This window comes from Paenibacillus sp. NFR01, assembly GCF_900111565.1.
In the GTDB taxonomy this organism is placed as follows: domain Bacteria; phylum Bacillota; class Bacilli; order Paenibacillales; family Paenibacillaceae; genus Paenibacillus_AQ.
Window position 1 is genome coordinate 32,990 of record NZ_FOIK01000008.1, and the last position, 25,847, is coordinate 58,836.

The following is a 25,847-nucleotide window of genomic DNA, read 5'->3' on the forward strand; positions in this document are numbered from 1 at the left end:
GAATCCGATTCCTTCATATTTTAGCATTGGACCGGCCGCTGCAAAAGAGGGCAGTCCGCAAGCTTATCGGCTAGAGGCCTCTAGCCGCGAGAAATCGCCATATACTGATACCCAGATAACTTCGCACGATCCCGCCACTCGGGACGTTTGCTTGTTACGTTCTGGCAACCGGATCACTCGCCAACCTTTAGCCGCTCATGCCCAGTTGCCTACGGACACCAGCGCCGTTATTTTGCCGAAAATCGCATTTTTTGCAATGTTATGGACATGAGCGCCGTTATTAGCTTCCAATCTACTGATTTCCAGCGTTATTGAATACAATAACGGCTTTGGTGTCCGTTACAGCGGGAAATAGGCATATTTCCTATAAATAACGGCTCTCTTGTCCGTTAGGATCTTCATAACCATCCCCTCTCATAGCCTGTTCGCGTTTCAGGCCTGCGCACCCTAGACGGCTGTCCGCACGGCAAAAAAACAGAGCAGCGTCCTCCCCATTATCGGGAGTTTCGCTGCTCTGCGTCTCTTAGCGGAGAGCCGGCGCAAGCACTGAAAGTCCGCCTGATGCTGTCAGCCTCCGGTTATTCTTCTGTACGCTTCAAATATTTGTCGTAACGGTCATCCAGTTCTTCGGCAATTTCCCTGTATTTCCGCGTTTCTTCCGCGACCGGATCAAACCGGGTGGAAATCCGGATTTCGTACTTCGGCGATACACGGGCCAGCTCCCGTTTGCGGCGGTCACCTTCGTCCAGTTCGCCTTCCTCCAGCAATTCGCTCAGCTTGCGTTCCAGGTCTTCGCTTTCGTTCATGGTTGCCAACTCCTTAACGCGTAAATCCCGTCGCCTCCGCAGCCTGCAAGGAATTCACCAGGAAATCTTGGATCTTCCCGTTGCTGGCGACCAAGTGGCGGGTACCGATATCATAAGGATTGCCCAGCGTATCCGTGACCTTCCCGCCGGACTCCAGCACCAGCAAAACGCCTGCTGCGCAATCCCACGGGCTGAGGCCCACTTCCCAATAGCCGTCAACGCGGCCGGCAGCTACATAAGCCAGATGCAGCGCGGCTGAACCGCCGGCGCGGATGCCGCGGATTTGCGGCAGAATATGCTGCAGGCCGGCCATATTCATTGGCTGCGCAAACGTCCGGTCCGGCGGGAAGCCCATGGCGATCAGGCTGCTGCCCGGTTCGGTTTCCGCCGAAACCTTCGTCGGAATACCGTGCATGTAGGCGCCCTTGCCTTTCTCCGCGACAAACATTTCGTCGCGGACCGGGTCGTAGATGACGCCGACCGCCAGCTCGCCCTTGACGACAAGCGCAATGGACACGCAGTAGAACGGAAAGCCGTGGACGAAATTGGTCGTTCCGTCAATCGGGTCGACGATCCAGAGGAACTCATGCTGCCGGCCTTCTGCCAGCGCGGCCTTGGCTGCCTCCGCTCCCGGCTCTACGCCTTCTTCGCCCAGAATGGCGTGGTCGGGATAATGGGTCAGGATCAGCCGGCGGATCATCTGTTCCACGCCCTTGTCGACCTCCGTCACCAGGTCCTGCGCCGATGTCTTGCTGCCGAGCTGCTTGACCTGCCCTTGTCTGCTCTTGATCCATTCCCCCGCCTTGGCTGCAACGTTGATCGCCACAGCCGTATATCCTTTGCCGCTGACTACGTATGGTTCCCGTTCAATCCGGTTATCAGGGTTCACAGAATTCATAACCTCACTCCGCTTTCTTGAACATGTTCGCTCTCCCATGAAACGCTTCAGTTCATATGCTGCTACCGTCTAATGTTTCATCCAACGTACCTTATTTCCATCGATGAATCAAGTCAAACATTGGACCTTAGGCACCGTACGCAATCAGGTTCCGATACGTATGCTGGCTCCGTCCAGAATCGTAATTTCCGGGTCCTTCTCCGCCAATTCGCGGAGCATGCCCATCAGCTCAAACAACGCCTGGTCCTTCGCCTTCGCCTCAATCATCGCATCGACCGCCGGGGTATCCGGGGCGATGCGCTTCAGAAAGGCCAGCAGCGGCGCCGGCTCCACCAGATCCGCATGGCTGCGCGGATCAGACGGGCTGCGCGGGCTGGAGACGTGGATCTTCGGCACCAGCGGCGCGCCCGGGTCCGCATCCGCCTGGGCCAGCGGGCTGTCCCAGGTCCGGAGAATGTCCGGCCACAGCTCCCAGGGCAGCTCGCCTTCGTTATTCACCCATTGATGGTGGATATCGAGCACCATCGGCAGCCCCAGCCTGCGGCATACCTCCAGCGTCTCCGCCGCGTTAAACGTCTTGTCGTCGTTCTCCAGCGTCATCCGCATCTTCAGCGCCTCCGGCAATGCCGCGAAATGCGTGCAGAACCGCTCTGCGGCCGCAGGCTTGTCCCCATAGGCGCCGCCGATGTGAATGTTGTTCTTGGCCGTCCGCGGCAGCCCCATCGCCTCCAGCATGCGCACATGGTGCTCCAGATCGCGGACCGAGCTGGCCAGCACCTCCGGCCGGGGCGTGCTGAGAACGGTAAAATGATCGGGATGGAACGACACCCGCATGCCGCGCTTCCGGATATAGCTTCCCACTTCGGCAAAGCTGTCTTCAAGCGCGGCATAAGGATTCCAATCCTGCAGCTCCGGGTGCGTCGCCAGCGGAATCAGCTTCGAGGTCATTCGATAGACCTGAATTTCCGATCCGGCGTTATGCTTCAGAAGCCGCAGCGTGTTGTGCAGATTCATTTTCGCGATCGCTTCCAGCTTTCGCAGTCCGGCTTCGCGGTCCTCCAGCTTGCTGAAACTCGCCATGGTCATGGTTTTTGACGGCGAGCAATCCTTGATGACGGTGGACATCGCAACATACCCGAACCGGACGATCATCTGTCCAGCCCGAAAAACATTTCGTATGCCAGCGCCGTCTGCACCCGCGACTCTTCCTCGTTCAGCTTGCGGACCAGCTCCATCTCAACCGCGGTCACTTCCTGGCTCTGGAAGTTGATCTCCGCAATCGATGCGGAAATCTTCACGATCGCCACTGCCGTATTATCCGGCGTGTACGCAATCACCATTTCGCCGGTCGGGTAGACGCGAAAGCCCTGCTTCACCATCTTGGTCCGCCCGTACTCCAGCAGCTCGTAAAGCTCCTGCTCGTTTTTGAATTTGCAGACCGAATTGAATTCCGTTTGAAATCCCATGCGGTAACGCTCCTTTCCGGCCGGAGACAAGCTCCCGCCGCTGCGATATTATTCGTTATCGTATTTCAGGCTTTGCCGGAACCGGAAACGCTCAAGCGCGAGCGTAATCATCCGGTCGAGCAGCACCTGATAGGATACGCCGGTTTCGCGCCACAAGAGCGGGTACATGCTGAATGGCGTAAAACCGGGCATCGTGTTCACTTCGTTGATCAGGATTTTGCCATCGGATTTGCGTACGAAAAAGTCGGCGCGGGTAATGCCGCTGCCTTCAATCGCCCGGAATGCCTGCAACGCCAGCTCGCGCAGCCGGTCGGCCATCTCGATATCCACCGGCGCCGGAATCAGCATCTGCGATTTGCCGTCGATGTATTTGGCGGCATAATCGTAATATTCTCCGGAAGAGACGATTTCACCCGGAACCGAAGCTTCCGGTTCTTCGTTGCCCAGTACGCTGACCTCGAGCTCGCGGGCATCGACGAATTCCTCGACGATGACTTTGGTGTCGTAGCGGAACGCCGTTTCGACCGCCCGGATCAGGCCCTCTTTGTCGTTCGCTTTGGAAATACCTACGCTGGAGCCGAGATTGGCCGGTTTGACGAACATCGGATAGCCGAGCTTATCTTCGATGCCGACGACCAGCTCATGGCTTTGCCGTTTCCAGGCCGAAGCGCTGAAATAACAGTATTCGCACTGCTCCAGCCCCGCTTCATGGAACAGCTTTTTCATGACGACCTTATCCATCCCCGCCGCCGAAGCCAAAACGCCAGCTCCGATGTACGGGATGTTCGCCATTTCGAACAGGCCCTGGATCGTGCCGTCCTCGCCGTTGGTGCCATGCAGAAGCGGAAACATCACGTCGATCGTCTGCCCGCCGCCCTCAAGACCGCTGAACACCGCGCTGAGTGCAGCGGCCATACCCACCGGCTCCTTCTCCAGCTTCAGCTGCTCGATCGCAGCAAACGGAGCGCCGAGCACGCCGCCCATTTTCCACTGGCCCTGCTTGGAAATATAAAAGGGGATAATTTCGTATTTATCGTAATCAAACGCGTTCATCACCGCAAAAGCCGTCTGGAGGGATATTTCGTGCTCCCCGGATTTGCCCCCGTATACCAGACCTACGGTCAATTTTGCATTTCCCATGCCGTAACCTCTTTCCGAATATTATAAGTAGTCGCTAATGTGAAAAAAACGGTAGGCTGTTCGGTCGGTCCAGGCATAGGAATCACGGTAATCCCAGAACCGGTGGCGGCTGCTGACCGTCCGTGCATTGACCAGAGGCAGGCCTCCCGCATCGAATGCGGTGACGATGGTGCTGTGCTGGAAATGCCCGTTGCCGTCCCAGTCGTATTGGATAACGTCACCGAGCATCAGCTGCTCCGGCCGCTGCACGGCTTCCGCCCGCAGGCCTGTTCCCCGGCTACCGCTCAAATAACGCTCCAGGCTATCCGACACCGCCCAGCTGTAACTCCACCATTCCTGCGCCCCGTTGTAGCCTTTGTACCACCAACCCGTTTCTCTTTTACCAGTATAGTTGATCGGTGCTCCCCCTGCAAAGAGACATTGGGATACATAGTTTGTGCAGTCCACCTCGAAAATTTCGAACTCCGGATTGCCCTCTTTCCACCACCGGTCGGCGTATGCCACAGCTTCTTCGCGGTTATAGCGCACCTCTCTAAAGCCGCCTACCGCCCGGACCATTCCCCGGTTGATCAGCGGCGTGGACGGACGCGGAGGCTGCAGCACCTCGCCCCAGGGGGAGAGCCGCAATGCCGGGTCCGCTTCGGCGACCTTTCGCAGGGAACTGCGTTCCGGAACATTATGCATAACCGAAGCAATCTCCCATGAGCCGCCGTCCCGGAGAAACGTAAGCCGCTCCGATTCGATGATATCTTCGCGGTGATGGACGCCGCCCTTCTCGTAATACAACGCGCTGTGCAGCGCGACGTCGGCCACGACCTCGCCCGGATTCTGCCGTACCGTCCGCAGCGTGCGTACGCCCGTCTCGCCGCGCAGCGGCGTGATGCCCCGCCGTTTATACCAGAGGGCCAACCGGCGCGCCCGTTCGCCCTGCTCCAGCAAAAATTGCGGGTCCCGAACGGAGCTGCGGCGCGGCAGGGACCCCGGAGCCACGCGGCTCTTGTTCACCTGATCCACGTATTGATACAAGCTTTCCTTCCACTGTTGCTCCATAATATTTTTCCCGCCCCTTCATTTCGGTTTGGCTGCTGTCCTATATATATGAGAGAAGCCCCCCCGCTATACGGCGGAAACCCGGGGCGGAGCCGGAGCGGACAGGCTGAAATTGGACGTTCTTCCGGGGAAAAAACCCTTTACTCGCCTGTTTGCAACCGTTATACTTGAACTAGAGGCAATTTGAAATGTGGTTTCATCAGATGAAACAAGGAGGCGCGTACATGCCAAGCAAAGATCATTTTTCGCTGGCCCGCAGTCTGGAGTCGGGCGGCAAAACGTATCGTTATTACCATCTGGGCGCTCTGGAAGAGCAAGGCGTAGGCTCTGTATCTTCTCTGCCGTTCTCCATTAAAGTGCTTCTGGAAGCGGCGGTCCGCCAATACGACGGGCATGCGATTACGGAAGAACATGTGAAGCAGCTCGCCGGCTGGGCGGGCGACATTGACCGGAACAAGGAAATTCCGTTTATTCCGGCGCGCATCGTACTGCAGGACTTCACCGGCGTCCCGGTTGTCGTCGATCTGGCGGCCATGCGCGATACCGTTAAGAAAGCCGGGGGCGACCCGAAAAAGATCAATCCGCTCGTGCCGGTCGATCTCGTCATTGACCACTCCGTTATGGTGGATGCCTTCGGCACGGCCGATGCCCTCGAATACAATATGAACGTGGAATTTGAACGCAATGAGGAACGTTACCGCTTCCTGCGCTGGGCGCAGACCGCATTCAACAACTTCCGCGCCGTCCCTCCGGCCACCGGGATCGTGCATCAGGTAAACCTGGAGTACCTCGCGTCCGTGGCCGCGACCAAAACGATCGACGGCGAAACGCTTGTCTATCCGGATTCCCTCGTCGGCACCGACTCCCACACCACCATGATCAACGGCCTCGGCGTCGTCGGCTGGGGCGTAGGCGGGATCGAGGCGGAAGCCGGAATGCTGGGGCAGCCGCTTTATTTCGTCACTCCGGATGTCGTCGGCTTCAAGCTGACCGGCAGCCTGATGGAAGGCGCAACGGCAACCGACCTGGCGCTTACCGTAACGCAAATGCTGCGCAAGAAGGGCGTTGTCGGCAAATTCGTCGAGTTCTACGGTCCGGGCCTGGCCAACATCAGCCTGGCCGACCGCGCGACGGTCGCCAATATGGCGCCTGAATACGGCGCAACGATCGGCTTCTTCCCTGTCGACGACGAGACGCTGGCCTACCTGCGCAGCACCGGCCGTCCGGATGACCTGGTCGCCCTCGTGGAATCCTATTACAAAGCGCAAGGCATGTTCCGCACCGCGGATACGCCGGACCCGCAGTTCAGCGACATCATTGAGCTCGACCTGGCTTCCGTCGTGCCGTCCCTGGCCGGACCGAAACGTCCGCAGGACCGCGTGGAGCTTACGCAGATGAAAGAGAACTTCGAAGGCATTATCCGTACGCCTGTTAATAAAGGCGGCTACGGCCTGAGCGATGAGAAGATCGCCGAAGTGGTCGAAGTTCAGCACAAGAACGGCACCACCAGCAAGCTGTCCACTGGAGCCGTCGTGATCGCAGCCATTACCAGCTGTACCAACACGTCCAACCCGAGCGTTATGCTCGGCGCCGGCCTCCTGGCCAAGAAGGCCGTGGAACGCGGCCTGACCAAGCCGGGCTACGTGAAGAGCAGCTTGACGCCGGGGTCGCTGGTCGTTACGGAATACCTGCAGAAGGCCGACCTGCTGAAGCCGCTGGAAGCGCTGGGCTTCTACCTCGCCGGCTACGGCTGCGCGACCTGCATCGGCAACTCCGGCCCGCTGCCGGACGAAGTCAGCCAGGCCATCGCCGACAACGACATGACCGTTGCTGCCGTCATCTCCGGCAACCGTAACTTTGAAGGCCGCGTGCATGCGCAGGTGAAGGCCAACTATCTGGCTTCTCCGCCGCTCGTCGTCGCTTATGCGCTGGCCGGCACGGTCAACATCGACTTGGCCAATGATCCGCTCGGCTACGATCCGCAAGGTGAGCCGGTCTATCTAAGAGATATCTGGCCGACATCCGCAGAGATCCGCGAAGCGATTTCGCTCTCGCTGAATCCTGACATGTTCCGCCGGAAATACGAAAATGTCTTTACCGCCAACGAACGCTGGAATTCCATCCCTGTGCCGCAGGGCGAACTTTATGAATGGGATGCCAATTCCACCTACATCCAGAATCCGCCGTTCTTCGAACATCTTGCGGACGGCGTAGGCGACATTGCCAACATCAATAATGCCCGGGTGCTGGCGCTTCTTGGCGATTCCGTTACCACGGACCATATCTCGCCTGCGGGCAACATTTCGACCTCCGGCCCGGCCGGCGAATACTTGCGCGGCCACGGCGTCGAGCGCGCCGACTTCAACTCCTACGGCTCGCGCCGCGGAAACCATGAAGTCATGATGCGCGGCACCTTCGCCAACATCCGGATCCGCAACGCCGTTGCGCCGGGAACCGAAGGCGGGGTTACGACATTCCTGCCAAGCGACGAAGTGATGTCCATCTACGACGCCTCGATGCTGTACCAGTCGGCCGGACAGAACCTGATCGTCATCGCCGGCAAAGAATACGGAACAGGCAGCTCGCGGGACTGGGCAGCCAAAGGCACGCTGCTGCTCGGCGTTAAAGCCGTCATTGCCGAGAGCTTCGAGCGGATCCATCGCAGCAACCTCGTCGGCATGGGCGTCCTGCCGCTGCAGTTCCAGGAAGGCCACGGCTGGAGCAGCATCGGCCTGACCGGCCGCGAAACCTTCGACATTACCGGTCTCGGCAACGAAGTTCAGCCGGGCCAGGAGTTGACTGTTACGGCAACCCGCGAAGACGGCACGAAATTTGACTTCCCGGTCATCGCGCGGCTTGACAGCTCCGTCGACATCGATTACTACCGCAACGGCGGCATTCTGCAGACCGTGCTCCGGCAAATGCTGGCGGACGCGTCCTCGGAATCCGCGGTGCCGGTGGAATAACGGAAACGTTCACCGAAACCCCATAAACTGCAAAAAACAGCCCTTGGATCGTCTCCCCGCCGGGAACGTCCAAGGGCTGTTTCTATATTCTTCGTTTCAACTACAATTCAATCCGTTCCGATTCGAGCATGCGTTTATAGATCAGGGCGATAATTTGCGAACGGTCGGTCACATTCATCTTATTAAAAATGCGGCTCAGGTGATTTTTGACGGTATGCTCGCTGATCACAAGCGTGCCGGCGATTTCTTTATTCGTCTTGCCCTGGACGATCAGCTCCAGCACCTCTTCTTCGCGAGGCGTAATGCCCCACTCTTCTTTCGGCGAGCGCGGAAGCGAGCCCACGGCAAGGCGTCCGGCGCCCTGGCTTCTCAGCGGCAGCTGCGTATCCGTCCGGGTACGGAGAAAGGCGCAGAATGCGTCGCGCAGTCCGCCGTCCAGGCTTTCGGCCATATGCTCGTTCAGCCGAAAACGGGCCGGATCGATCCAGCGCTTGGGCGGGCCCTCAAAAAGCTCCGGCGGGGCCGCTTCGCTTGCCTTGCGCAGCGTCAGCCCCAGCAGCTGGACGGAGCTCGGAAGCGCAGGCGCCTGATCGGCCTGACCTTCGGCGTAATACCGGTCCAGTTGCTCCAGCAGCGAAACCTCATACGGATAAAAGCCGTATTCCTGCAAAAATCCGAGACGGAACGGCGCCATCCTGCCGGCAGTCCGGAGCGCCTCCGCCTCAAGCTCCGGCAGCTCCAGAAAGCGGGCAAACTCATAGGCCATGCAGGCGGCTTCCTGCGACAAGGCGTACAACGCATAATGATTGCCCTGAAGGTAAAAGAGCAGATTTTTAAGCGTAACCTCCGATTGCTTGACGGCCAGCGCTTCCTGCTCCAGAAACCGGATCGCAGCCGAAGCGGCGGCAGCCACGGTCTCCAGTCCCTCCATCCAGCGCTCGGCCTCTTCCCGCCGGGTGAAACCGGCAGCCAGCACGCCTTTGAACTGGCTCTTTAGCAAAAGCGGGCATTCCAGCATCTGTCCATGCGGGGCCTCATGAATAATGGCCGTCGACAAAAAAGCCTGCGGAGAATACCGCGATGCCAGATCCTGCACATAAAAATGGCATTCCTCCGGCTCAAGGCCTCTCGCCAAATAGCGCCCGTCGACGGGAGTGTGCTCCGGAAACCAGACGAATGCGGACAACGGCGCAAACGGCTCGCCTGCCACAGTCTCCAGCAGCATTTCGCCAAGCTCCTGCAGCGTGTCCGCTTCCGGCAGCAGACTGACGGCCTCCTTGACCTTTGGCGTGATGCCGCCGTCCAGCTCTATGCCAGGGTCCGCGCTGCAGAAATCGGGCTCCTCCAGCAGCTTAACCAATGTTCGGCTAAGAAAAGCCAGCTTATCGCAAGCTTGTGCTATACCGCGCCCGCTGCATTCCGGAAGCGCGTCCAGTTCCATGCGGAATTCTCCGTACCAGGCTTTATCCTTCATCAGATGCTCCAAGGCATGCAAGACCTGATGTTTCGAGCCTTCCTCCATATAAAATCCCGACCACAAAAAATAACTGCGGCCATCTCCCGTCTTCAGCGGGCTGACCACATATTTCAAGCCGGGCGTCCATTCCGCCATCCAGGCGGTGCCGGCAGAAACTCTTGAACGGGCGGCGCCCGACGCTTCCGGCATACCGGACCTGCCTAACCATTCCATATACCATGGATTGCCCGCCGCCATACGGTCCAGCGGCCGTCCTTCCTGATCCGTCAGCGCGACGATCTGACCCGTTGCCGCACCGAACATCTCTAGAAGCTGCTCAATTTCCGGGGCCATAGAATCGGGTATTGCAGCTCTCATCCTACTCACCTCATACCCATAATCGCAAAAAATGCCTGTTCGGCGTAAATAAACTCACGATTGTTATCATAGTTCATTTTCGGGCGTTTCTCAATTCTTCCCTTTATTTAACGGTGCGTTTACATTCTATTACCCTATAAGGAAAATAAAGTAACGGCGCCGTTATCCATTACCCCAGCATTAGCCCCATTTCGGCAGCGTTTTCTTTCAGAATCGCCGCGTACTCCTCCAGCGTAGCCCGGGACAGGCGGTTCACCGGCCCCGACAGCGACAGCGCCGCCGCCAGTTTCCCGCTTCGCCCAAAAATCGGCACCGCCACCGCCGCGGCGCCCGGCTCCCGCTCCTCGAAGCTGGTTGCATAGCCGGTGCGCACGATCTCGGCAAGCTGCCGCATGTACTGCTCTTTGTCGACCGCTTCCGGCCAGTCCGGGCTTTGCAGGAGCCTCCCCTGTACCTCCGGCGGGGCAAACGCGGCCAGCACCTTGCTGGAGGCGCCTACGGACAGCGGCAGGCGCGCGCCGATCTGCGCCACCCGCCGGATCGCCTGGCGGCTCTGCACGGCTTGAATGCGGACGCGCTCCAGGTCGTCGCGCAGATACAGGCTGACCGTTTCGCCCAGCCGGTCGCGCAGCCGTTCCATTGCCGGCAGCAGCAGCGCCGACGGCTCGCCCGAAATCGGCAGATGGGTCGACAGCTCCCAGATGCGGATGCCCAGCCGGTATTTCTCTGTCGCTTCGTTGCGCAGGAGAAAGCCCTTTTCCTCAAGCGTCGTCAGCAGGCGGTGCACCGTGCTTTTATGCAGATGAATCATAGCGGAAATTTCAGTCAGGCTCAAATCGCTCTCCTGCGTAAAACACAGCAATATATCAAGCGCGCGTTCCACGGCGCGTACGGTCAATTTACGGTCTTCCACAGCGATCTCCCCTTGGATGTTTCATTATATGAAACACGGTTACAATATTCTAGATACTTCTATCTTATTGCATTCCCCGGACGAAAGTCCAGCAGATTCATGCTACGGCAAAGGCTGGAACGGATTTTACAGTTGCATTACAAAACGCGCAAAGTCATTGACTTTGTTAAGGTCCGATCCTACGATTAATTATATGAACTTTTAGGAGGGGACCCCTATGGATTTGGCCACGCGCACCGGCGCCCCGATCTCCCGCTTGCCGGGCTCCGATGACAACAATGTCTCCCCCAAGCTGTCTTTGCGGAAAATCCGCCTTAAGCATATCGTCGTTTCGCTGCTGCTGTCCGCCTTTTTCTTCTTTGTCTTTTGTTTTGTCGCCCTGCATGCCTACATTGCCTGGGTGCTCTCCAATCCGGTCGTCGCGCCGCTGTACTCCACTCCGAAGCTGGCCAAAGGCCTCGAATACGAGGATATCCGCTTCCCGGCCAAAGACGGCAGCCGGATGATGCAGGGCTGGTACATCCCGGCGGCAGGCTCGGCCAAAACCATCGTGTTCAGCCACGGCTATGGCGCCAACCGCGAGGAAAGCTGGGTTCCGATGTACGACCTGGCCCACTATGCCCACAGCATGAACTTCAACGTGGTGATGTTCGATTACGGTTTTGCCAGCCAAATCAATAAAGATATCGCCACCGGCGGAAAAAAAGAGTCCCAGCAGCTGCTGGGCGCCGTGCAATACGCCAAGGAACATGGGGCCAAGGAAATCGTCGTTTGGGGCTTCTCCATGGGCGCAGGCACCGCGCTGCAGGCCGGCCTGGTCACCAAGGATGTCGACGCGATGATCCTGGACAGCACTTTTTTGCTGGAGCCGGATACGCTGTACCATAACATCAAGAATAATATCGATCTGCCCCGCCAGCCTTCCCTGGAAATCATGAAGCTGCTGTTCCCCGTGCTGAACGGCACCGGACTGGGCCAGATTCCTTACGCCAAGGTCAAAGCGGAGGATTATCCCTTCCCGGTTCTGTTCATCCATGGCACGAACGATGAAAAGGCGCCTTATCCGATTGCGGAACAGCTGGCCGCCAACCAGACCAATCCTTATTCGGAGTCCTGGATCGTCGAAGGCAGCCACCACGAGCTGCTGTTCCGGGAGCATCCGCGCGAATATCTGCGCCGGGTGTCGGCCTTCCTCGGCAACGTCCAGACCTCGCTGCAGCAGTCGCAATAATAACAGATAATACCTTCAAGAGTCCGGTCTCGTCGACCGGACTTTTTTGCTGTCTCCAGCAATAATTGATCATCCGGGCTCATACAATGAACCGATGAACAAAGGACGGGAGGATTGCCGATGCTGTATGTATACGGTCCGCTGCTGCCCATACGCATTCTTGAAGAAATCGAAGTCTGGAAGGCCAGGGAAACGGAACATAGCGTGACCCTGAAATCCTTGTCGCCGCCGCTGGAGGAGCGTTACATCCGGCTCCTCGACGACTGGACCGCCGTCTTCGCGGCGACGGGGCAGGCGGCCCGCGAGCTGCTGGACGCCTCGTTCGCGACGGACGGCAACGGCGTGGCCGTGCATCCGGCCGAGACGGAGCTGCTCCTGCAGACCGCTTGCGCGCAGTCGCAGGAATTCGTCCGCCAGCTGCAGGCGCTGGCGGACACCCGCTCGGCGGCGGGCGGCGAGCCGCAGGCGGCGGAATTGTTCCGCCGCCTGATCCAAGGCTCGCAGGGCTATCTCGCCGCGCTGGGCGAGCTCGGCACGCCGGGCCGGTTGACCGGCTGGGCGGCCTCCATGGTGCCGCTGGCGCAGCCGGTGCCGGCGTTTGCCGCGGGGCAGCCGCCGGGCACGGCATTCGCTGCCCCGCCGGCGGCAGAAGCACAGCAGCGGCTGGAAGCGCCGCGGGCGGAGCCGCAGACCGCGGAGTCGCGCGAGCCCGCCGCCGTGCCGATCGGCGGGCATACGCTGCCGCCGCTGCCGTACGCCTACAATGCCCTTGAGCCGTACATCGACGAAAAAACCATGAAGATCCATCACGACAAACATCATAAGAGCTACGTTGACGGCCTGAACACGGCGGAGCTGAAGCTGGCCGCCGCCCGCAAAAGCGGCGACTTCGACCTCGTCAAACACTGGGAGCGGGAGCTGGCGTTCAACGGAGCGGGGCATTATCTGCACACGATCTTCTGGAACGTAATGTCGCCCCATGGCGGGGGACGGCCGACCGGGGCGCTGATGGACGCTATTGAAAGCAGCTTCGGGAGTTACGACGCCTTTAAGGCGCAGTTCTCCGAAGCGGCAAACAAGGTAGAGGGCGGCGGTTGGGCGATTCTTGTCTGGAGCCCGCGCAGCCGCAGGCTGGAAATTCTGACGGCGGAGAAACATCAGGACCTGTCGCAATGGGATGTCGTCCCGCTGCTGCCCCTCGACGTCTGGGAGCATGCCTACTATTTGAAGCACCAGAACAATCGGGCCGACTATATCAAGGACTGGTGGAAGGTCGTAAATTGGCCTTACGTCTCCCAGCGTTATGAGTCGGCGCGCAAGCTGGTATGGGAGCCTTATTGACGGGGGCGCTGCAGCTGACGGCTTGATCTGCTGACATGTTAAAGAGCCTGCCCGGGGCAAATGCCCGGGCAGGCTCTTGTTTATTCAGCCAAACGGTTCAGGATTGTCGGATCAGCGCCAGGAACTCTGCGCGCGCCGCCGCATCCTCGCGGAACTTGCCCCGCGCTGCGGTGGTCACGGTTTTGCTGCCCGGCTTCTTGACGCCGCGGGCGCACATGCACAGATGCTCGCCTTCCACCACGACCATGACGCCGTGCGGGCTGAGCACCTCCATCATGACGTCCGCAATCTGCGTCGTAATCCGCTCCTGCACCTGCAGGCGGCGGCTTACCGCTTCCACGAGCCGTGCCAGCTTGCTGAGGCCGGCAATCCGGCCGCTTGGTATATAGCCGATATGCGCTTTTCCGAAGAAAGGAGCCATGTGATGCTCGCATTGGCTGTAATAGACGATATCCTTTACGATAACCAGCTCTTCGTGGGATTCGTCAAAAGTCACGCCGAGCGCATCGCGGGGATCAATCGAATATCCCCCGAAAATCTCCTCGTACATCCGCGTGACCCGTGCCGGCGTCTCAAGCAGCCCTTCGCGGCCGGGCTCCTCGCCGATCAGCTCCAGAATCTTCTCGATATGGTATTCAATCTGCTCGCGGTTGTTCGCCACATTATGGTTAACGTACTCTTTGATACCCCCCATGAAACCTCCCCCTTTCGCGCCATTCTCTCTGTATTTGCCATGCCCGGCCCGTTCTGTTCGGCCGGATGTTATTTTTTGCGGCTGCCTTTATTCGCTGCAGGCGCGCGTCCCGGCGCGTTGCCGCCGTTCTTCATCATCTGCTGGGCGCGCTGCATTTGCTTGCCGTTCAAATTATACCCCATTTGCTTCGCCACTTTTTGCAGCATGTCCGGATCGTTTTGCATCTTGGTCATTTGTCTGCGCAGATAATAAACGCCGATAAAGAACCCGCCGAGCAAGCCGATGACCAGTGTAATAATAGGCCACACATAGTTCATTTGAAATCTCCCTTTGCACTTCATAATATGCAGCGCCCGGCTTACGGGCATGCGTTTCTATCATATCATTTCAAGTTCTGGACAGCAATTGGCAAAGCCAGCCTCCGCGGGGCTTTCAGCCTTCGGCCTGCGCCGTTTCCCGCAGCTTCTCCTGTGCCCGGCGCAGCATTCCAAGCACCTCTTCGTCCTGTTCGCGCGCCAGCGCCTGCTCCACCGCAGCGAGCGCTTCTTCTCCGCCGATCCGGCTCAGCGCCCAGGCGGCCGTGCCGCGCATTTCCGGGCGCGGCTCCGCCAGAACGATCTCCGTCAGCTTCGGCACGGCAGCGGCTTCCTTGAAATTGCCGAGCGCGATAATGGCGTTGCGCTGAATCGGCTTTTTACCGCGCCAGGCCGCCGAGCTGATGCCGAATTTCTCCTTGAACTCGCGGTTGCTGATCGATAGAATCGGCAGCAGCAGCGGCTTCACCACTTCGGAATCCGGCAGCAGCTCCGGCCGGTGATTCCAGTTCTTGCCCCGGTTATGCGGGCAGACGATCTGGCAGGTATCGCAGCCGTACAGGCGGTTGCCGATTTTGGTCATGTACTCTTCGCTGAGAAAACCCTTTGTCTGGGTCAGATACGAGATGCATGCCTGCGCGTTCAGCTGGCCGGGACCGACCAGCGCTCCCGTCGGACAGGCGTCGATACACTTGGTACAGTCCCCGCAGCCTTCGGTGACCGGCACATCCGGCGGGAACGGAATATTGGTCACCATCTCGCCGAGATAGATCCAGGAACCCCATTTCGGCGAAATGATCGCACAGTTTTTGCCGCTGAAGCCGATACCGGCCCGCTCGGCGACCGCCCGGTCCGACAGCACGCCGGTATCGACCATGCTTTCCATGACGGCATCCGGAACCCGCTCACGGATAAACGCCTCAAGCTTTCCCAGCGCCTCGCGCAGCACCTGGTGATAATCCCGGCCCCAGGAGGCGCGGGCCAGAATCCCCCGGCGCTCGCCGGGCTCCGATTTTGGCGGATTGTCCATTTTGGAGGGATAGGCCACCGCAATCGCCAGTATGGACATCGGCTCTCCGCCCTGCAAAGCCGGAACAGTCCGCTTATCCAGATCCGGTTCCTCAAAACCGGATTCATAGCCTTTTCTCCGATGCTCTTCCAAGACGGTACGCAAATATAAAAAGGGCTCCGCGGTCGCAAACCCGATATCGTCGATACCGAGCTCCGGTGCGGCAGCCTTGATTTCTTCCTTCAGGGTAGACCAGTTGTTGTTCATTGTTGTTCTCCTTGCTAAAGCGCGTTAAACTTGCTGAACGGCCACCAGATATAGGCAGCCTTGCCGATAATCATCTTCTTGGATACGGTGCCGAAATAACGGCTGTCCTTGCTGGCTCCCGCGTGCCGGTTGTCGCCCATGACGAAATAATTGCCCTGCTCCACCGTCACCGCGGCAAAATCCGGGTCCTGAATTTCCGTATCGATATAAGGCTCCTCGGCTTGCACGCCGTTGACATACAGCTTATGGTCTTTGACCTCGACGATATCGCCGGGCAGGCCGACAACGCGTTTGACCAGATATTCCTTGCGGTCGGGCCCTGTGCTGGGATCATGCAGCACGACGACATCCCCGCGCTTCGGCGGACCGAAGCTGAGGGCGATCCGGTTGACGATCAGCTTTTCCCCTTGATACAAAGTAGGCTGCATCGACTGCCCGACCACCGTCGAAACATTCAGCACATAAATATTAAACAGCGTCATGAGTCCGAACACGATGACGGCCACAATGCCCCAGTCCCGAAACTCTTTGAGCCAACGCTTCCGGTAGGCGACCCTTCCGCCGCGGTGCGTCACGGATCTGTATCTCTGTTTGCGGCTGCGCGCCCACTCTTCCTCAAGCCTCCGGTTCACCTGCTGTCACCCCATGACGTTCTGAATAGAATCTCTCTTTAAGAATAGAAAAGCATATCTCCCTCCCATTTGCAACAATCCATGGAGGTGATATGCCTTAGTATAGTGTAACAACGGTTATTTGGCTCTCTGTTAAATGTTTCCGCTTTCGCAAACGCTTTAAAAATGAGGATTAACCAACGATGCTAAGCTTGCGTACCGACTTGAATACTTGGTTCTCGTTGTAGCCAAGCGCTTCGTACAGCGGTAATGCAAAGGAGTTGTGCTCGTCGACGGCAACGAAAATCCCGCTGACCTTACGGGCCTGAAAACGATGCTCCATCGCAGCCACCAGACTTTTGCCTACGCCCTGTCTGCGGAAATCGGGATGGACGGCAATGCGGAAATAACATCCGTGATTCTTCTCAATCGTACCAATCAACGCACCAACAATTTCATCTTCATGCTCTGCAACGACAATGAGATCCGAGTCCCAGGAAAGCTGCCTGGAGAACGGCTCCATAGTGCTTTCGTAGCATTCTTCCGACAAGGCGATCTGCAGCAGTTCAGTTACAGGGGTAACGTCGCTTAATTGAAAGGAACGAACGTGCATTCTTTAAATCTCCCTTTTCTATGGCTTGAATTTTACAAAAAGAAGGAGTTCCCATAACAGTATAGCGAGGAAAAAAGCATCAAAAACCGAGAAATACCTGCTTTTAAGACTATTAAAGCATACTTTTCTAGGGATATCATCACATTTCTTGTGAAAGCGCTTGATATAAAGCGTTTACATTATTAAAACTTCCACAAAATCTTAATATAAGGAATAAAAGTTACAGGATGTGGAAGAGGTGCCACTGGAGTGGATTTTTACATCACGTTTACAAAAGCAAAGTTTCGCTTTTTCGCATTTGCACTTTACATACGTTAATGTTTGTTTAATGTTGCATTATTGTTCCAGTTGCGGTTTAATAATAGTAGTATCTTATCAGGTACATAACCGATAGGACACATCGGGTATCGCATGAAACCAATAAACTCAGGAGGGATTTTTCCATGGCATTTCAATTACCGGCACTTCCTTATCCGAACAATGCACTTGAACCGCACATCGACGCTCTGACGATGGAAATTCACCATGACAGACACCACAATACGTATGTGACGAATCTGAACGCCGCACTGGAAAAGGCACCCGAATTGCAAAGCAAAAGCATCGAAGAGCTTCTTAGCGACCTGAACGCCGTACCTGAAGCGATCCGTACCGCTGTCCGCAACAATGGCGGCGGCCATGCCAACCACACGCTGTTCTGGGAAGTTATCGGCCCTAACGGCGGCGGCGCACCGACAGGCGCACTGGCTGCGGCAATCGACAGCGAGCTGGGCGGCTTTGATAAATTTAAAGAAGATTTCGCGGCTGCGGCAACAACCCGTTTCGGCAGCGGCTGGGCTTGGCTCTCGGTCAAAGACGGCAAACTGGCTATCTCCAGCACGCCTAACCAGGACAGCCCGATCAGCGAAGGCGCAACTCCGCTCCTCGGCCTCGACGTTTGGGAGCATGCGTACTACCTGAACTACCAAAACAAACGCCCGGACTACATCAAGGCGTTCTGGAACGTAGTTAACTGGGAAGAAGTCGGCAAACGCTACGAAAGCGCGAAATAACCAGCTGCGGCATTTAGCCGCAGGCGGTCCGGCGATCGACAAGCCGGTTACCGAATTGAAAAAGCTGCATTATCCCGTACGGGATAATGCAGCTTTTTTTGCGTTAGAGGCTGGAGTGCAGCCGATTGCACCGGGAATATCACACCCCGCTTCGGCCGGCCAGGGGTTCCCTCGCAAAACCCGATGCGCAGCGTGGAGAGCGGAATGCAGAGAAAGTGAAAGCCTGATCCGCAGAGCCCGACCGCCTACTCGCCTGCTTCGCGTTCGGCGAAGTACTGGTTGAGCAGCTTGAGGAATACGTTCGGAAACGCGTAGTTCGCCATATCCCCGCGGGTGATCCAGCGCACGGCCCCGTGGTCTTCCGGGGCCGCCGCGCCATCCATGAAGCGCTCGGCCGCGGGGTATCCGGCCCGCGCTTCAGCCGCTCCCGGCACCGCCGGAGCGGCCTCCTCCCTGCAGGCGTACACCTGCAGGGTCCAGACCAGATGGCTGAACGTATGCTCGGCAGCCATCCAGTGCTTCTCCGGCCGGGCGAAGATCCCGGCCTGCAGCAGAGACCGGCGCAGCCGGTCCAGCGCCGCCGCTTCCGCAGGCGGCGCGCCGGTTTCGGCGTCGTCCTCCGCGGGAACCGGCCAGTGCGGCAGCTCCCACATGCGGGCAAGGAGCCCGCTGGACGGCCGCTGCCGGATGAGCACCCGGCCCGCGTGCTCGCCGCGGCCCTCCACCAGCGCCGCCAGCCGCAGCTCCGGCCGCGGCGGCTTCGCTTTGGTCTTGACGGGCAGCGAGGTTTCGCAGCCCGCGATCCGCGCAGCGCAGTGCTCCATCACCGGACACGTGAGGCAGTGCGGCGATTTCGGTGTGCATACCAGCGCGCCCAGCTCCATCAGCGCCTGATTGAAATGGGAGGCTTCTCCCTCCGGGATCAGCTCGGCCGCCAGGCGCTCCATCTTGATGCGGGTAGGTCCCTTCGCGATATCGTCTTCGATCCGAAAATAGCGTGAAAGCACCCGCATCACATTGCCGTCGACCGCCGGCTCCGGCCGATTGAAGGCAATGCTGAGAATCGCTCCTGCGGTATAGGGTCCGACGCCCTTCAGGGCGAACACCGCCTCCCGGTCATTCGGCACTTGCCCGCCGAAATGCTCCTTTACATGCTTCGCCGCGTGCTGGAGATTACGGGCACGCGAATAGTAGCCGAGCCCCTCCCAGCACTTCAGCACGTCTTCCTCCGGCGCGTCGGCCAACGCTTCTATGGTAGGAAACCGCTTAATGAACCGGTTAAAGTACGGAATGACCGTATCCACCCGCGTCTGCTGCAGCATAATTTCCGAAATCCAGATATAATACGGATTGCGGTGGCGGCGCCACGGCAAGTCCCGTTTCTGCCGCTTGTACCACTCCAGCAGATGGCGGCTGAAATAGGACTTCGCCTCTTGCTGATCTTCTTGATGTTCCTGCGTCGTCATCCTTACACTCCTTTAAGTTCTGCGATACGCTCCACGACGGCAAACGCCGAAGCCAGCTCCCGGCCGTGCGTGATGGTGAGATGGACCGTGTATTCCCCATGCCTTAAGCCGAGACGTTCCCAGGCCTCCGGAGAAAGCGAGACGAGGGGTTTGCCCAGGGGGTCAGGCATGATCCCGATATCCTGAAAGCCGACCGTCTCCCCGATGCCGCAGCCCAGCGCCTTGACCACCGCCTCTTTGGCGGCAAACCGGCCGGCGATGAACTCCGCTTCCCTGCCTGCCTTTTCGTCCGCCAGTGCTTGCTCCTGCGGGGTAAGCACCCGCGCGGCAAACCGCTTCCCGGCATTCCTGTTCATTAAACCCGTAATCCGTGCAATTTCCAGCACATCATGGCCGATCCCGTAAATCACCACACCCGCTCCTTTTGCCGCCGACTTTCCTTACACTTTTCTATGTCATCTATCCTGCCAATGAAATTAGTGGTATATTTTTCTTAGAATTGCAGTTCATTTCTTTCTGCTATCTTAAAAGAAAATGCCGCCGAAGTCCATTTCGGCGCTTTCAAATAGTCCGATGAGAGGGGAAGCACCCTATGAGTCGTAATTTCCAATTGCCCGCCGGGGAGGATGCCGTGCTGCGCTGTTCGCATTTTCCCGCCCGGAGCAAAGCCAAAAGCTTGATCGTGATTGCCCACGGCTTCAAAGGCTTTAAAGATTGGGGAATGTTCCCCTATGCCGCCGCTGAACTGAGCGCAGAGCATGAGGTCATTACGTTTAATTTTTCCCATGCGGGGATCGGCGAAGATCTGCTAAATTTTACCGAACTCGAGAAATTCGCCCGCAACACCTACAGCCGGGAAATCCGCGATATGGAGATTCTGCTCTCTTACCTCAGCCAACATCCCAAATTCGGGGCGCTCCCGGTATTCCTGCTGGGACACAGCCGCGGCGGGGGCGATTGCCTGCTCTACGCGCTGGAGCATCCGGGAGAAATTGCCGGTGTGATCTCCTGGAACGGCGTGACGAACCTTGATCTGTTTAATGAAGGACAAAAGCGCGATATGCGCGAAAAAGGCCGCTCCCATGTCCTGAATGGCCGCACCGGACAGCAAATGCCGCTGGATGCCGTGCTGCTGGACGATTTGGAGCGCCATGCGGCACGTTACAATCTGCTGGAACGGATGAAAGACGCGCATTTCCCTGTCATTCTGATTCAAGGCAGCGAAGACGGCGACCATCTGCGTCGCGGATCCGCACAATTGACGGCCCTCCGGCCCGACATTCCGTGGGTGCAAATTCCCGGCGGCAATCATACATTCGGTGCAAAACATCCTTTTGCCGGTACGACCCCCCAGCTGGAGGAAGCTCTCGAGCTTACGCTGCAATTTGTGGACCGGATACTCGCCGAATCGGCTGCCAGTTAATCACGCCTGAATCACAAAACCGCCGTACCGCTGACAAACTCAGCCGGTTACGGCGGTTATTTTTTTTAACGAAGCAAGCACTTTTCTTTAAATTCCGGGAATCGCATTCCGCTTATGCGCCGTCCGCCGGTAATAGCTCTCCAGCTTATCCCTCGTCTCCGGCGCCACCGGCTTCCCTTCCAAATAATCGCTGTTATCGTCGTACGTGATACCCAGCTCGGTTTCATCCGTCTGGCCGGGCCAAAGTCCGGCTGTCGGCGCTTTGGTGATGACCTCATCCGGAACGCCGAGATAAGACGCCAGCTGGCGAACCTGCCGTTTGTTCAGCGTGGACAGCGGCGTCAAATCGACCGCCCCGTCGCCCCATTTGGTATAGAAACCGGTAATGGCTTCCGAAGCATGATCGGTACCGACCACCAGCAAATGGTTCTCGAAAGCGAGCGCATATTGCATCACCATACGGGTGCGGGCCTTGACATTGCCTTTGCCCTGATGGGTAATATGCCGATGCTGCCCCAGCGCCTTGAGGCCGTACTCCACTTCCAGCGCGATTTCGTTGACCGCTTCTTCAATATTGGTCTCTACCGTATGCTCCAGCGCGAAAGCTTTGGCCGTAGCGTAGCTGTGTTCGATATCCTCCTGGACGCCATAAGGCTGGAAGACGCCCAGCGTCATATAAGACTGGCCTTCCTCCGCACTCAGTTCGTCAGTCGCCCGTTTGCACAGCCCCGCGGCAACCGCGCTGTCCACGCCCCCGCTGATAGCAATCAGCAGTCCTTTGGCACCGGCTTGCTTGACCTGCGACTTCAAGAAGTCGACCCGTTTGCGTACTTCTGCCTCCGGCTCGATAGTCGGCTTCACGCCGAGAGCGGCGATAATCTCCTCCTGCATGCTCATTGGTTACCCTCCATGGATTATGATGTGGAAATGGCGCGTATAACCGCAAAAATCCCGCTAACAGCCGCAAAGCGGCTGCCGCGAGATTTTGGGATTCATCCGCATAAGCGTATTAGCAGTAACGGTTAAAGATTTCCTTCAGCTCGGCAGCAATTTCGCCTGCGGAACGATTCTCTACGCCTTGGCGCTCAATGAAGTGGACGAGTTCTCCGTCCTTCATGAGGGCGATGGATGGCGAAGACGGCGGATATGGCGCAAAATACTCCCGCGCTTTCGCTGTCGCTTCCTTCTCTTGGCCGGCAAACACGGTAAACAGGTGATCCGGCAGCGCTTCGTTCTTCAGCGCTTCGGCAACGCCCGGACGGCATTGTCCCGCTGCGCAGCCGCAGACCGAATTGACAACGACCAGCGTGGTGCCTTTGGCCGTCGGAAGGGCCGCTTCCACTTCCTCCGGCGTCAGCAGCTCCTGGAAGCCGATACTGGTCAAATCGTCACGCATCGGTTGAATGGAATCTCTCATATATTGATGAAACGACATGGACATGGTTCAACACGCTCCTTCGCACAGTTGAGTGTTACAGCCGCTTACCAATGCGGCAATCACTAACTTTATTATACATGCATACTCTGCGAAAGCAAGGAGGGAGAGGATGTTCTCCGGGGGCGGCAAAACTTCATTTTACACGCTAAAAGGATACCGCCTCTTCAATCTCCACCGGAAAAGATACCGTTATCGTTGTCCCCTGCCCCATTGCCGAATCCACGTGGATTTTCCCCTGATGGCGTTCCGCAATGCTAAGACAGAGCGGCAGCCCTAAACCGGTACCCTGATCTTTGGTTGTGAAAAAAGGCACAAACATGTTCTTAAGCATGTCCTCCGGTATCCCGCTCCCCGTGTCTTTGATGATCAATTCCACGTTCCCGCCAATCGTCCGCGTCACCATCGTCAGCACTCCCTTCGGGCCCATCGCTTCCATCGCGTTACGTGCCAGATTTAAAATCATTTGCTTGATCTCCCGCACATTCAGCCGCAGCAGCGGCAGGGCCGGATCCAGCTGCAATTCCACGCTCTGGCCGCGCAGATTCGCATCTGCCCAAAGCAGCGGTGCCAGGTCTTCGATCACATGATGAAGATCCGCTATCTCTTTATCCGATATGCGGCTTTGCGCCAGCGACAGAAAGTCATTAATGATGCTGTTGGCCCGGTCCAGCTCCTCCATCACGATCTGATAATAGGAATCCAGCTCATCCGGACTTTTCTCACGCATGAGTTGAAGGAAACCGCGGACAACCGCCATTGGATTGCGGATCTCATGGGTAATGCCAGCCGCCATCTGGCCGACGAGCGTCAGCCTTTCGGCATTGTCCAGCTCGCTGCGCATCTTTTCTTCTGCCGTCAGATCCTGCGCAATGATGACGACGCCCCCGTTTCGGTCTGCTTCTCCCAGCAGCGGCGCCGTATAGATCAGGTAGGTTTTGCAATCGTAGACGATTTTGGAGTTGGTCCGCTGCTGATGGCGGATGACACGGCTCAGCCGGGACAAGGTGTCCTCGTCCATATTTTTCCCGAACAGTTCTATGGCCGGCTGCGCCATAATGGTCTCCCTCGATATGCCGGGGTAATGCTGCTGGATCAGCCGAAGCATAAATTCGTTAAGCTCAGTAATGTAACCGTCGGCCATCGTCATCATATTGAGCTGGACCACCTCGGTAATCTGCTGCAGCTTCTCGGATTCGCGCCGCATCTGCTCATTGAGGGTTGTCATGTATTCCCGGGATTGCCGCCGTTCCAGCGCCGTCTCTATGTAGTAGATGAAGATTCCGCCAAGCAGCATGGCCAGCCCTAAATATAGCGCGACGAGCACTCCTTCGGAGGAATGCAAATCGTAGGCGAAGCCTCCGCCCATCCGGGGAGCCAGTGTAATAAACAGCATGGCCGGAAAAAGCGCGCTCCAAAGCAGTATAATTTTCATATGCATTTTGACATGTTTAAAGGAAGAACGGGCGATGCTGAATAAGAGAGGATATAGCAGGAACCCTGTGTACAGCAGGATGTCGCTGATTCCGGCGGGCGCCGAATAGACGACGGTACACAACAAAAAGTAAGCCATCAGGTAGAGGCCCAAACCGGTGCTGGCGTATAAAACGCCAAGGTAGGCCGGGATAATCGCCAGGTTCAGGTAAACGGCTCCAAAAAGGCTGGAGGAGAGCAGGGTGCAGAAGGTGACGCTTAACGCGCAGCTTACAGCCAGTACGCTCTGGGCATCGGCTAAAAAGCGGATTCTGGGATGCGGCCGTCCTTGGTCCAGCCACCACTGCAGCAGGATCAAAAAGGAGCTTGCAGCCGAGATCTGCAATAGAATATCCATTACGGCATAAATAATTGCAATCACTCCCTGAATTTTACACAATATTCTTTATCCTAAATTAAAGCATAGACTCCCAATTCTGACAACGAAAATCACAATAGTTGTCAACAATTCTGGCGCTGCTCCGGTCAGAATGATATGATGCCGTTATTGGAGCTGCAAGAAAGCAGCCTCTCAAGACAAAGGAGTTAACGAACCGTCATGAACAATTATGATGTCATCGTGATCGGCGGCGGGCCGTCCGGCTTGATGGCGGCAGTCGCCGCTGCGGAACACGGCGCCGCTGTGCTGCTGATCGACAAGGGGACCAAGCTGGGACGAAAGCTGGGCATTTCCGGCGGCGGGCGCTGCAACGTCACCAACAATAAGGAGCTTTCCGAGCTGATCTCCTATATTCCGGGCAATGGACGCTTTCTGCACAGCGCATTCGGCCACTTTAACAACCGCGACATTATCGCATTTTTCGAGGATTTGGGCATTGCCCTGAAGGAAGAAGACAACGGGCGGATGTTTCCCGTTTCGGATAAAGCCTCCAGCGTCGTATCCGCGCTGGTCGGCAAAGTGCGTAGCCTGGGCGTAGAGGTAATGACGGACAGCCCGGTCGCCGAAGTGATCTATGACAGCGGAGCCGTACGCGGCGTAAAGCTGCAGTCCGGCCGGACCGTCAACGCGGGCGCTGTCATTATTGCCACCGGCGGCAAGTCTGTGCCGCAAACCGGCTCTACCGGAGACGGATACCCGTGGGCCGAGGCGGCAGGCCATACCATTACGGAGCTGTATCCAACCGAGGTGCCCATCGTCTCGGGCGAACGCTGGATTCATTCGGGCGAATTGCAGGGCTTGTCGCTGCGGGATGTCACGCTAACCGTCTGGAACGCCAAAGGCAAGAAGGTCATTGCCCACCGGGGGGATATGATCTTTACCCACTTCGGGCTGTCCGGCCCGATTGCGCTGCGGTGCAGCCAGTTTCTGCGGCAGGTGCAGCGGCAAACCGGCAAAAATGCCGTGGAGCTGTCCATCGACCTGTTCCCCGATGAGCATCTGCAGGAGCTGGAGCGGCGGCTCCAGGACAAGCTGGAGCAGGAACCCAAAAAGGCGATCCGCAATTCGCTCAAGGGCCTGGTGCCGGAGCGGCTCATTCCACTTATACTGGACAAAGCCGGGCTGGATGGGGACTTAACGTTCCATCACCTGCCCAAAACCGGACTTCAGGCGCTAGCCGCGCTTCTGAAGCGGCTGCCAGTCCTGGCCCATGGCACCCGCTCGCTGGCAGAAGCGTTCGTCACCGGCGGCGGCGTCCACCTGAAGGAGATCCATCCCGGCACGATGGGATCGAAGCTGATGGACGGCCTCTATTTCTGCGGCGAGATTCTCGACATTCACGGCTACACCGGCGGATACAATATTACCGCCGCTTTCTCCACCGGCTATACGGCAGGCAAACATGCTGCGGAGAAAATCCAGTAATCCCGCCCATAAACTCAGCA

General features: G+C 57.6%; 23 protein-coding genes and 1 pseudogene. 6 read left to right on the forward strand and 18 right to left on the reverse strand.

The annotated features are described in order from the left end of the window. Positions 1 to 578 precede the first annotated feature (578 nt). From BMW84_RS22500 to BMW84_RS22525, 6 genes are all read right to left on the reverse strand, one after another. A complete protein-coding gene (locus BMW84_RS22500; protein ID WP_091072363.1) occupies positions 579 to 806 on the reverse strand; it encodes a hypothetical protein in 228 nt (75 codons plus the stop codon). A 13-nt stretch (positions 807 to 819) separates the two neighbouring features. Then, the gene (locus tag BMW84_RS22505; protein ID WP_091072366.1) at positions 820 to 1,704 is read right to left on the reverse strand and encodes an inositol monophosphatase family protein; all 885 of its coding nucleotides are present in this window, start codon (positions 1,702 to 1,704) and stop codon (positions 820 to 822) included. Between the two features lie 144 nt (positions 1,705 to 1,848). Continuing rightward, entirely contained in the window at positions 1,849 to 2,856 is a 1,008-nt protein-coding gene (gene uvsE / locus BMW84_RS22510; RefSeq protein ID WP_091072368.1) for a UV DNA damage repair endonuclease UvsE, read from the reverse strand. Then, entirely contained in the window at positions 2,853 to 3,170 is a 318-nt protein-coding gene (locus tag BMW84_RS22515; RefSeq protein WP_091072371.1) for a hypothetical protein, read from the reverse strand. The genes uvsE and BMW84_RS22515 overlap by 4 nt, the downstream gene beginning before the upstream one ends. Before the next feature lie 48 nt (positions 3,171 to 3,218). Beyond that, on the reverse strand, positions 3,219 to 4,310 hold the full coding sequence (locus BMW84_RS22520) for a D-alanine--D-alanine ligase (protein WP_091072373.1): 1,092 nt from the start codon (positions 4,308 to 4,310) through the stop codon (positions 3,219 to 3,221). Positions 4,311 to 4,331: 21 nt separating this feature from the next. Next, on the reverse strand, positions 4,332 to 5,363 hold the full coding sequence (locus BMW84_RS22525; RefSeq protein ID WP_254773119.1) for an amidase domain-containing protein: 1,032 nt from the start codon (positions 5,361 to 5,363) through the stop codon (positions 4,332 to 4,334). Between the two features lie 221 nt (positions 5,364 to 5,584). On the opposite strand from BMW84_RS22525, the gene acnA reads away from it, so the two are divergent. After that, positions 5,585 to 8,326, forward strand: a complete 2,742-nt coding sequence (gene acnA, locus BMW84_RS22530) for an aconitate hydratase AcnA (RefSeq protein WP_091072378.1) — start codon at positions 5,585 to 5,587, stop codon at positions 8,324 to 8,326. Positions 8,327 to 8,426: 100 nt separating this feature from the next. Here acnA and BMW84_RS24955 read toward each other — a convergent pair whose 3' ends face one another. Both BMW84_RS24955 and BMW84_RS22540 read right to left on the reverse strand, forming a co-directional pair. Continuing rightward, on the reverse strand, positions 8,427 to 10,160 hold the full coding sequence (locus BMW84_RS24955) for a helix-turn-helix transcriptional regulator (RefSeq protein WP_254773106.1): 1,734 nt from the start codon (positions 10,158 to 10,160) through the stop codon (positions 8,427 to 8,429). 169 nt (positions 10,161 to 10,329) lie between these two features. Then, positions 10,330 to 11,073: an IclR family transcriptional regulator gene (locus tag BMW84_RS22540; RefSeq protein ID WP_091072381.1), complete on the reverse strand. Its 744-nt coding sequence runs from the start codon at positions 11,071 to 11,073 to the stop codon at positions 10,330 to 10,332. Between the two features lie 217 nt (positions 11,074 to 11,290). Between BMW84_RS22540 and BMW84_RS22545 the strand changes: the two genes are divergently transcribed. Further along, positions 11,291 to 12,304 (forward strand): alpha/beta hydrolase, encoded by a 1,014-nt coding sequence (locus BMW84_RS22545; protein WP_254773108.1) that lies wholly within the window; start codon positions 11,291 to 11,293, stop codon positions 12,302 to 12,304. 120 nt (positions 12,305 to 12,424) lie between these two features. Further along, complete coding sequence (locus BMW84_RS22550) at positions 12,425 to 13,645, forward strand: Fe-Mn family superoxide dismutase (protein WP_091072382.1); 1,221 nt, start codon at positions 12,425 to 12,427, stop codon at positions 13,643 to 13,645. Between the two features lie 97 nt (positions 13,646 to 13,742). Here the strand turns inward: BMW84_RS22550 and folE are convergent, their stop codons facing one another. The 5 genes and pseudogenes from folE to BMW84_RS22575 form a co-directional block, all read right to left on the reverse strand. Next, positions 13,743 to 14,339, reverse strand: coding sequence for a GTP cyclohydrolase I FolE (gene folE / locus BMW84_RS22555; protein ID WP_091072385.1), 597 nt, complete (start codon positions 14,337 to 14,339; stop codon positions 13,743 to 13,745). 68 nt (positions 14,340 to 14,407) lie between these two features. Beyond that, the gene (locus tag BMW84_RS22560; RefSeq protein WP_091072387.1) at positions 14,408 to 14,656 is read right to left on the reverse strand and encodes a YneF family protein; all 249 of its coding nucleotides are present in this window, start codon (positions 14,654 to 14,656) and stop codon (positions 14,408 to 14,410) included. 121 nt (positions 14,657 to 14,777) lie between these two features. Further along, positions 14,778 to 15,929: pseudogene (gene queG, locus BMW84_RS22565) on the reverse strand (tRNA epoxyqueuosine(34) reductase QueG); the annotation flags it as partial. 14 nt (positions 15,930 to 15,943) lie between these two features. Beyond that, positions 15,944 to 16,561, reverse strand: coding sequence for a signal peptidase I (gene lepB / locus BMW84_RS22570; protein WP_091072393.1), 618 nt, complete (start codon positions 16,559 to 16,561; stop codon positions 15,944 to 15,946). A 172-nt stretch (positions 16,562 to 16,733) separates the two neighbouring features. Further along, complete coding sequence (locus tag BMW84_RS22575; protein ID WP_091072395.1) at positions 16,734 to 17,153, reverse strand: GNAT family N-acetyltransferase; 420 nt, start codon at positions 17,151 to 17,153, stop codon at positions 16,734 to 16,736. A gap of 443 nt (positions 17,154 to 17,596) precedes the next feature. Between BMW84_RS22575 and BMW84_RS22580 the strand changes: the two genes are divergently transcribed. Further along, on the forward strand, positions 17,597 to 18,205 hold the full coding sequence (locus BMW84_RS22580; RefSeq protein ID WP_091072398.1) for a superoxide dismutase: 609 nt from the start codon (positions 17,597 to 17,599) through the stop codon (positions 18,203 to 18,205). A 245-nt stretch (positions 18,206 to 18,450) separates the two neighbouring features. Here BMW84_RS22580 and mutY read toward each other — a convergent pair whose 3' ends face one another. Both mutY and acpS read right to left on the reverse strand, forming a co-directional pair. Beyond that, positions 18,451 to 19,671 carry an A/G-specific adenine glycosylase gene (gene mutY / locus BMW84_RS22585; RefSeq protein ID WP_091072400.1) on the reverse strand — a complete coding sequence of 407 codons (1,221 nt, stop codon included), beginning with the start codon at positions 19,669 to 19,671 and terminating at the stop codon, positions 18,451 to 18,453. A 2-nt stretch (positions 19,672 to 19,673) separates the two neighbouring features. Then, entirely contained in the window at positions 19,674 to 20,081 is a 408-nt protein-coding gene (gene acpS, locus BMW84_RS22590; protein ID WP_091072402.1) for a holo-ACP synthase, read from the reverse strand. 182 nt (positions 20,082 to 20,263) lie between these two features. Here acpS and BMW84_RS22595 point away from each other — a divergent pair, with 182 nt between their 5' ends. After that, the gene (locus tag BMW84_RS22595) at positions 20,264 to 21,094 is read left to right on the forward strand and encodes an alpha/beta hydrolase family protein (protein WP_091072403.1); all 831 of its coding nucleotides are present in this window, start codon (positions 20,264 to 20,266) and stop codon (positions 21,092 to 21,094) included. Between the two features lie 87 nt (positions 21,095 to 21,181). Here BMW84_RS22595 and nadE read toward each other — a convergent pair whose 3' ends face one another. From nadE to BMW84_RS22610, 3 genes are all read right to left on the reverse strand, one after another. Beyond that, positions 21,182 to 21,991: an ammonia-dependent NAD(+) synthetase gene (nadE, locus tag BMW84_RS22600; RefSeq protein ID WP_091072406.1), complete on the reverse strand. Its 810-nt coding sequence runs from the start codon at positions 21,989 to 21,991 to the stop codon at positions 21,182 to 21,184. A gap of 112 nt (positions 21,992 to 22,103) precedes the next feature. Continuing rightward, complete coding sequence (locus tag BMW84_RS22605) at positions 22,104 to 22,535, reverse strand: BrxA/BrxB family bacilliredoxin (RefSeq protein ID WP_091072409.1); 432 nt, start codon at positions 22,533 to 22,535, stop codon at positions 22,104 to 22,106. 142 nt (positions 22,536 to 22,677) lie between these two features. Next, entirely contained in the window at positions 22,678 to 24,402 is a 1,725-nt protein-coding gene (locus BMW84_RS22610; RefSeq protein ID WP_091072410.1) for an ATP-binding protein, read from the reverse strand. 159 nt (positions 24,403 to 24,561) lie between these two features. Here BMW84_RS22610 and BMW84_RS22615 point away from each other — a divergent pair, with 159 nt between their 5' ends. After that, the gene (locus BMW84_RS22615) at positions 24,562 to 25,827 is read left to right on the forward strand and encodes a BaiN/RdsA family NAD(P)/FAD-dependent oxidoreductase (protein WP_091072412.1); all 1,266 of its coding nucleotides are present in this window, start codon (positions 24,562 to 24,564) and stop codon (positions 25,825 to 25,827) included. The last annotated feature ends 20 nt before the right edge of the window (positions 25,828 to 25,847 follow it).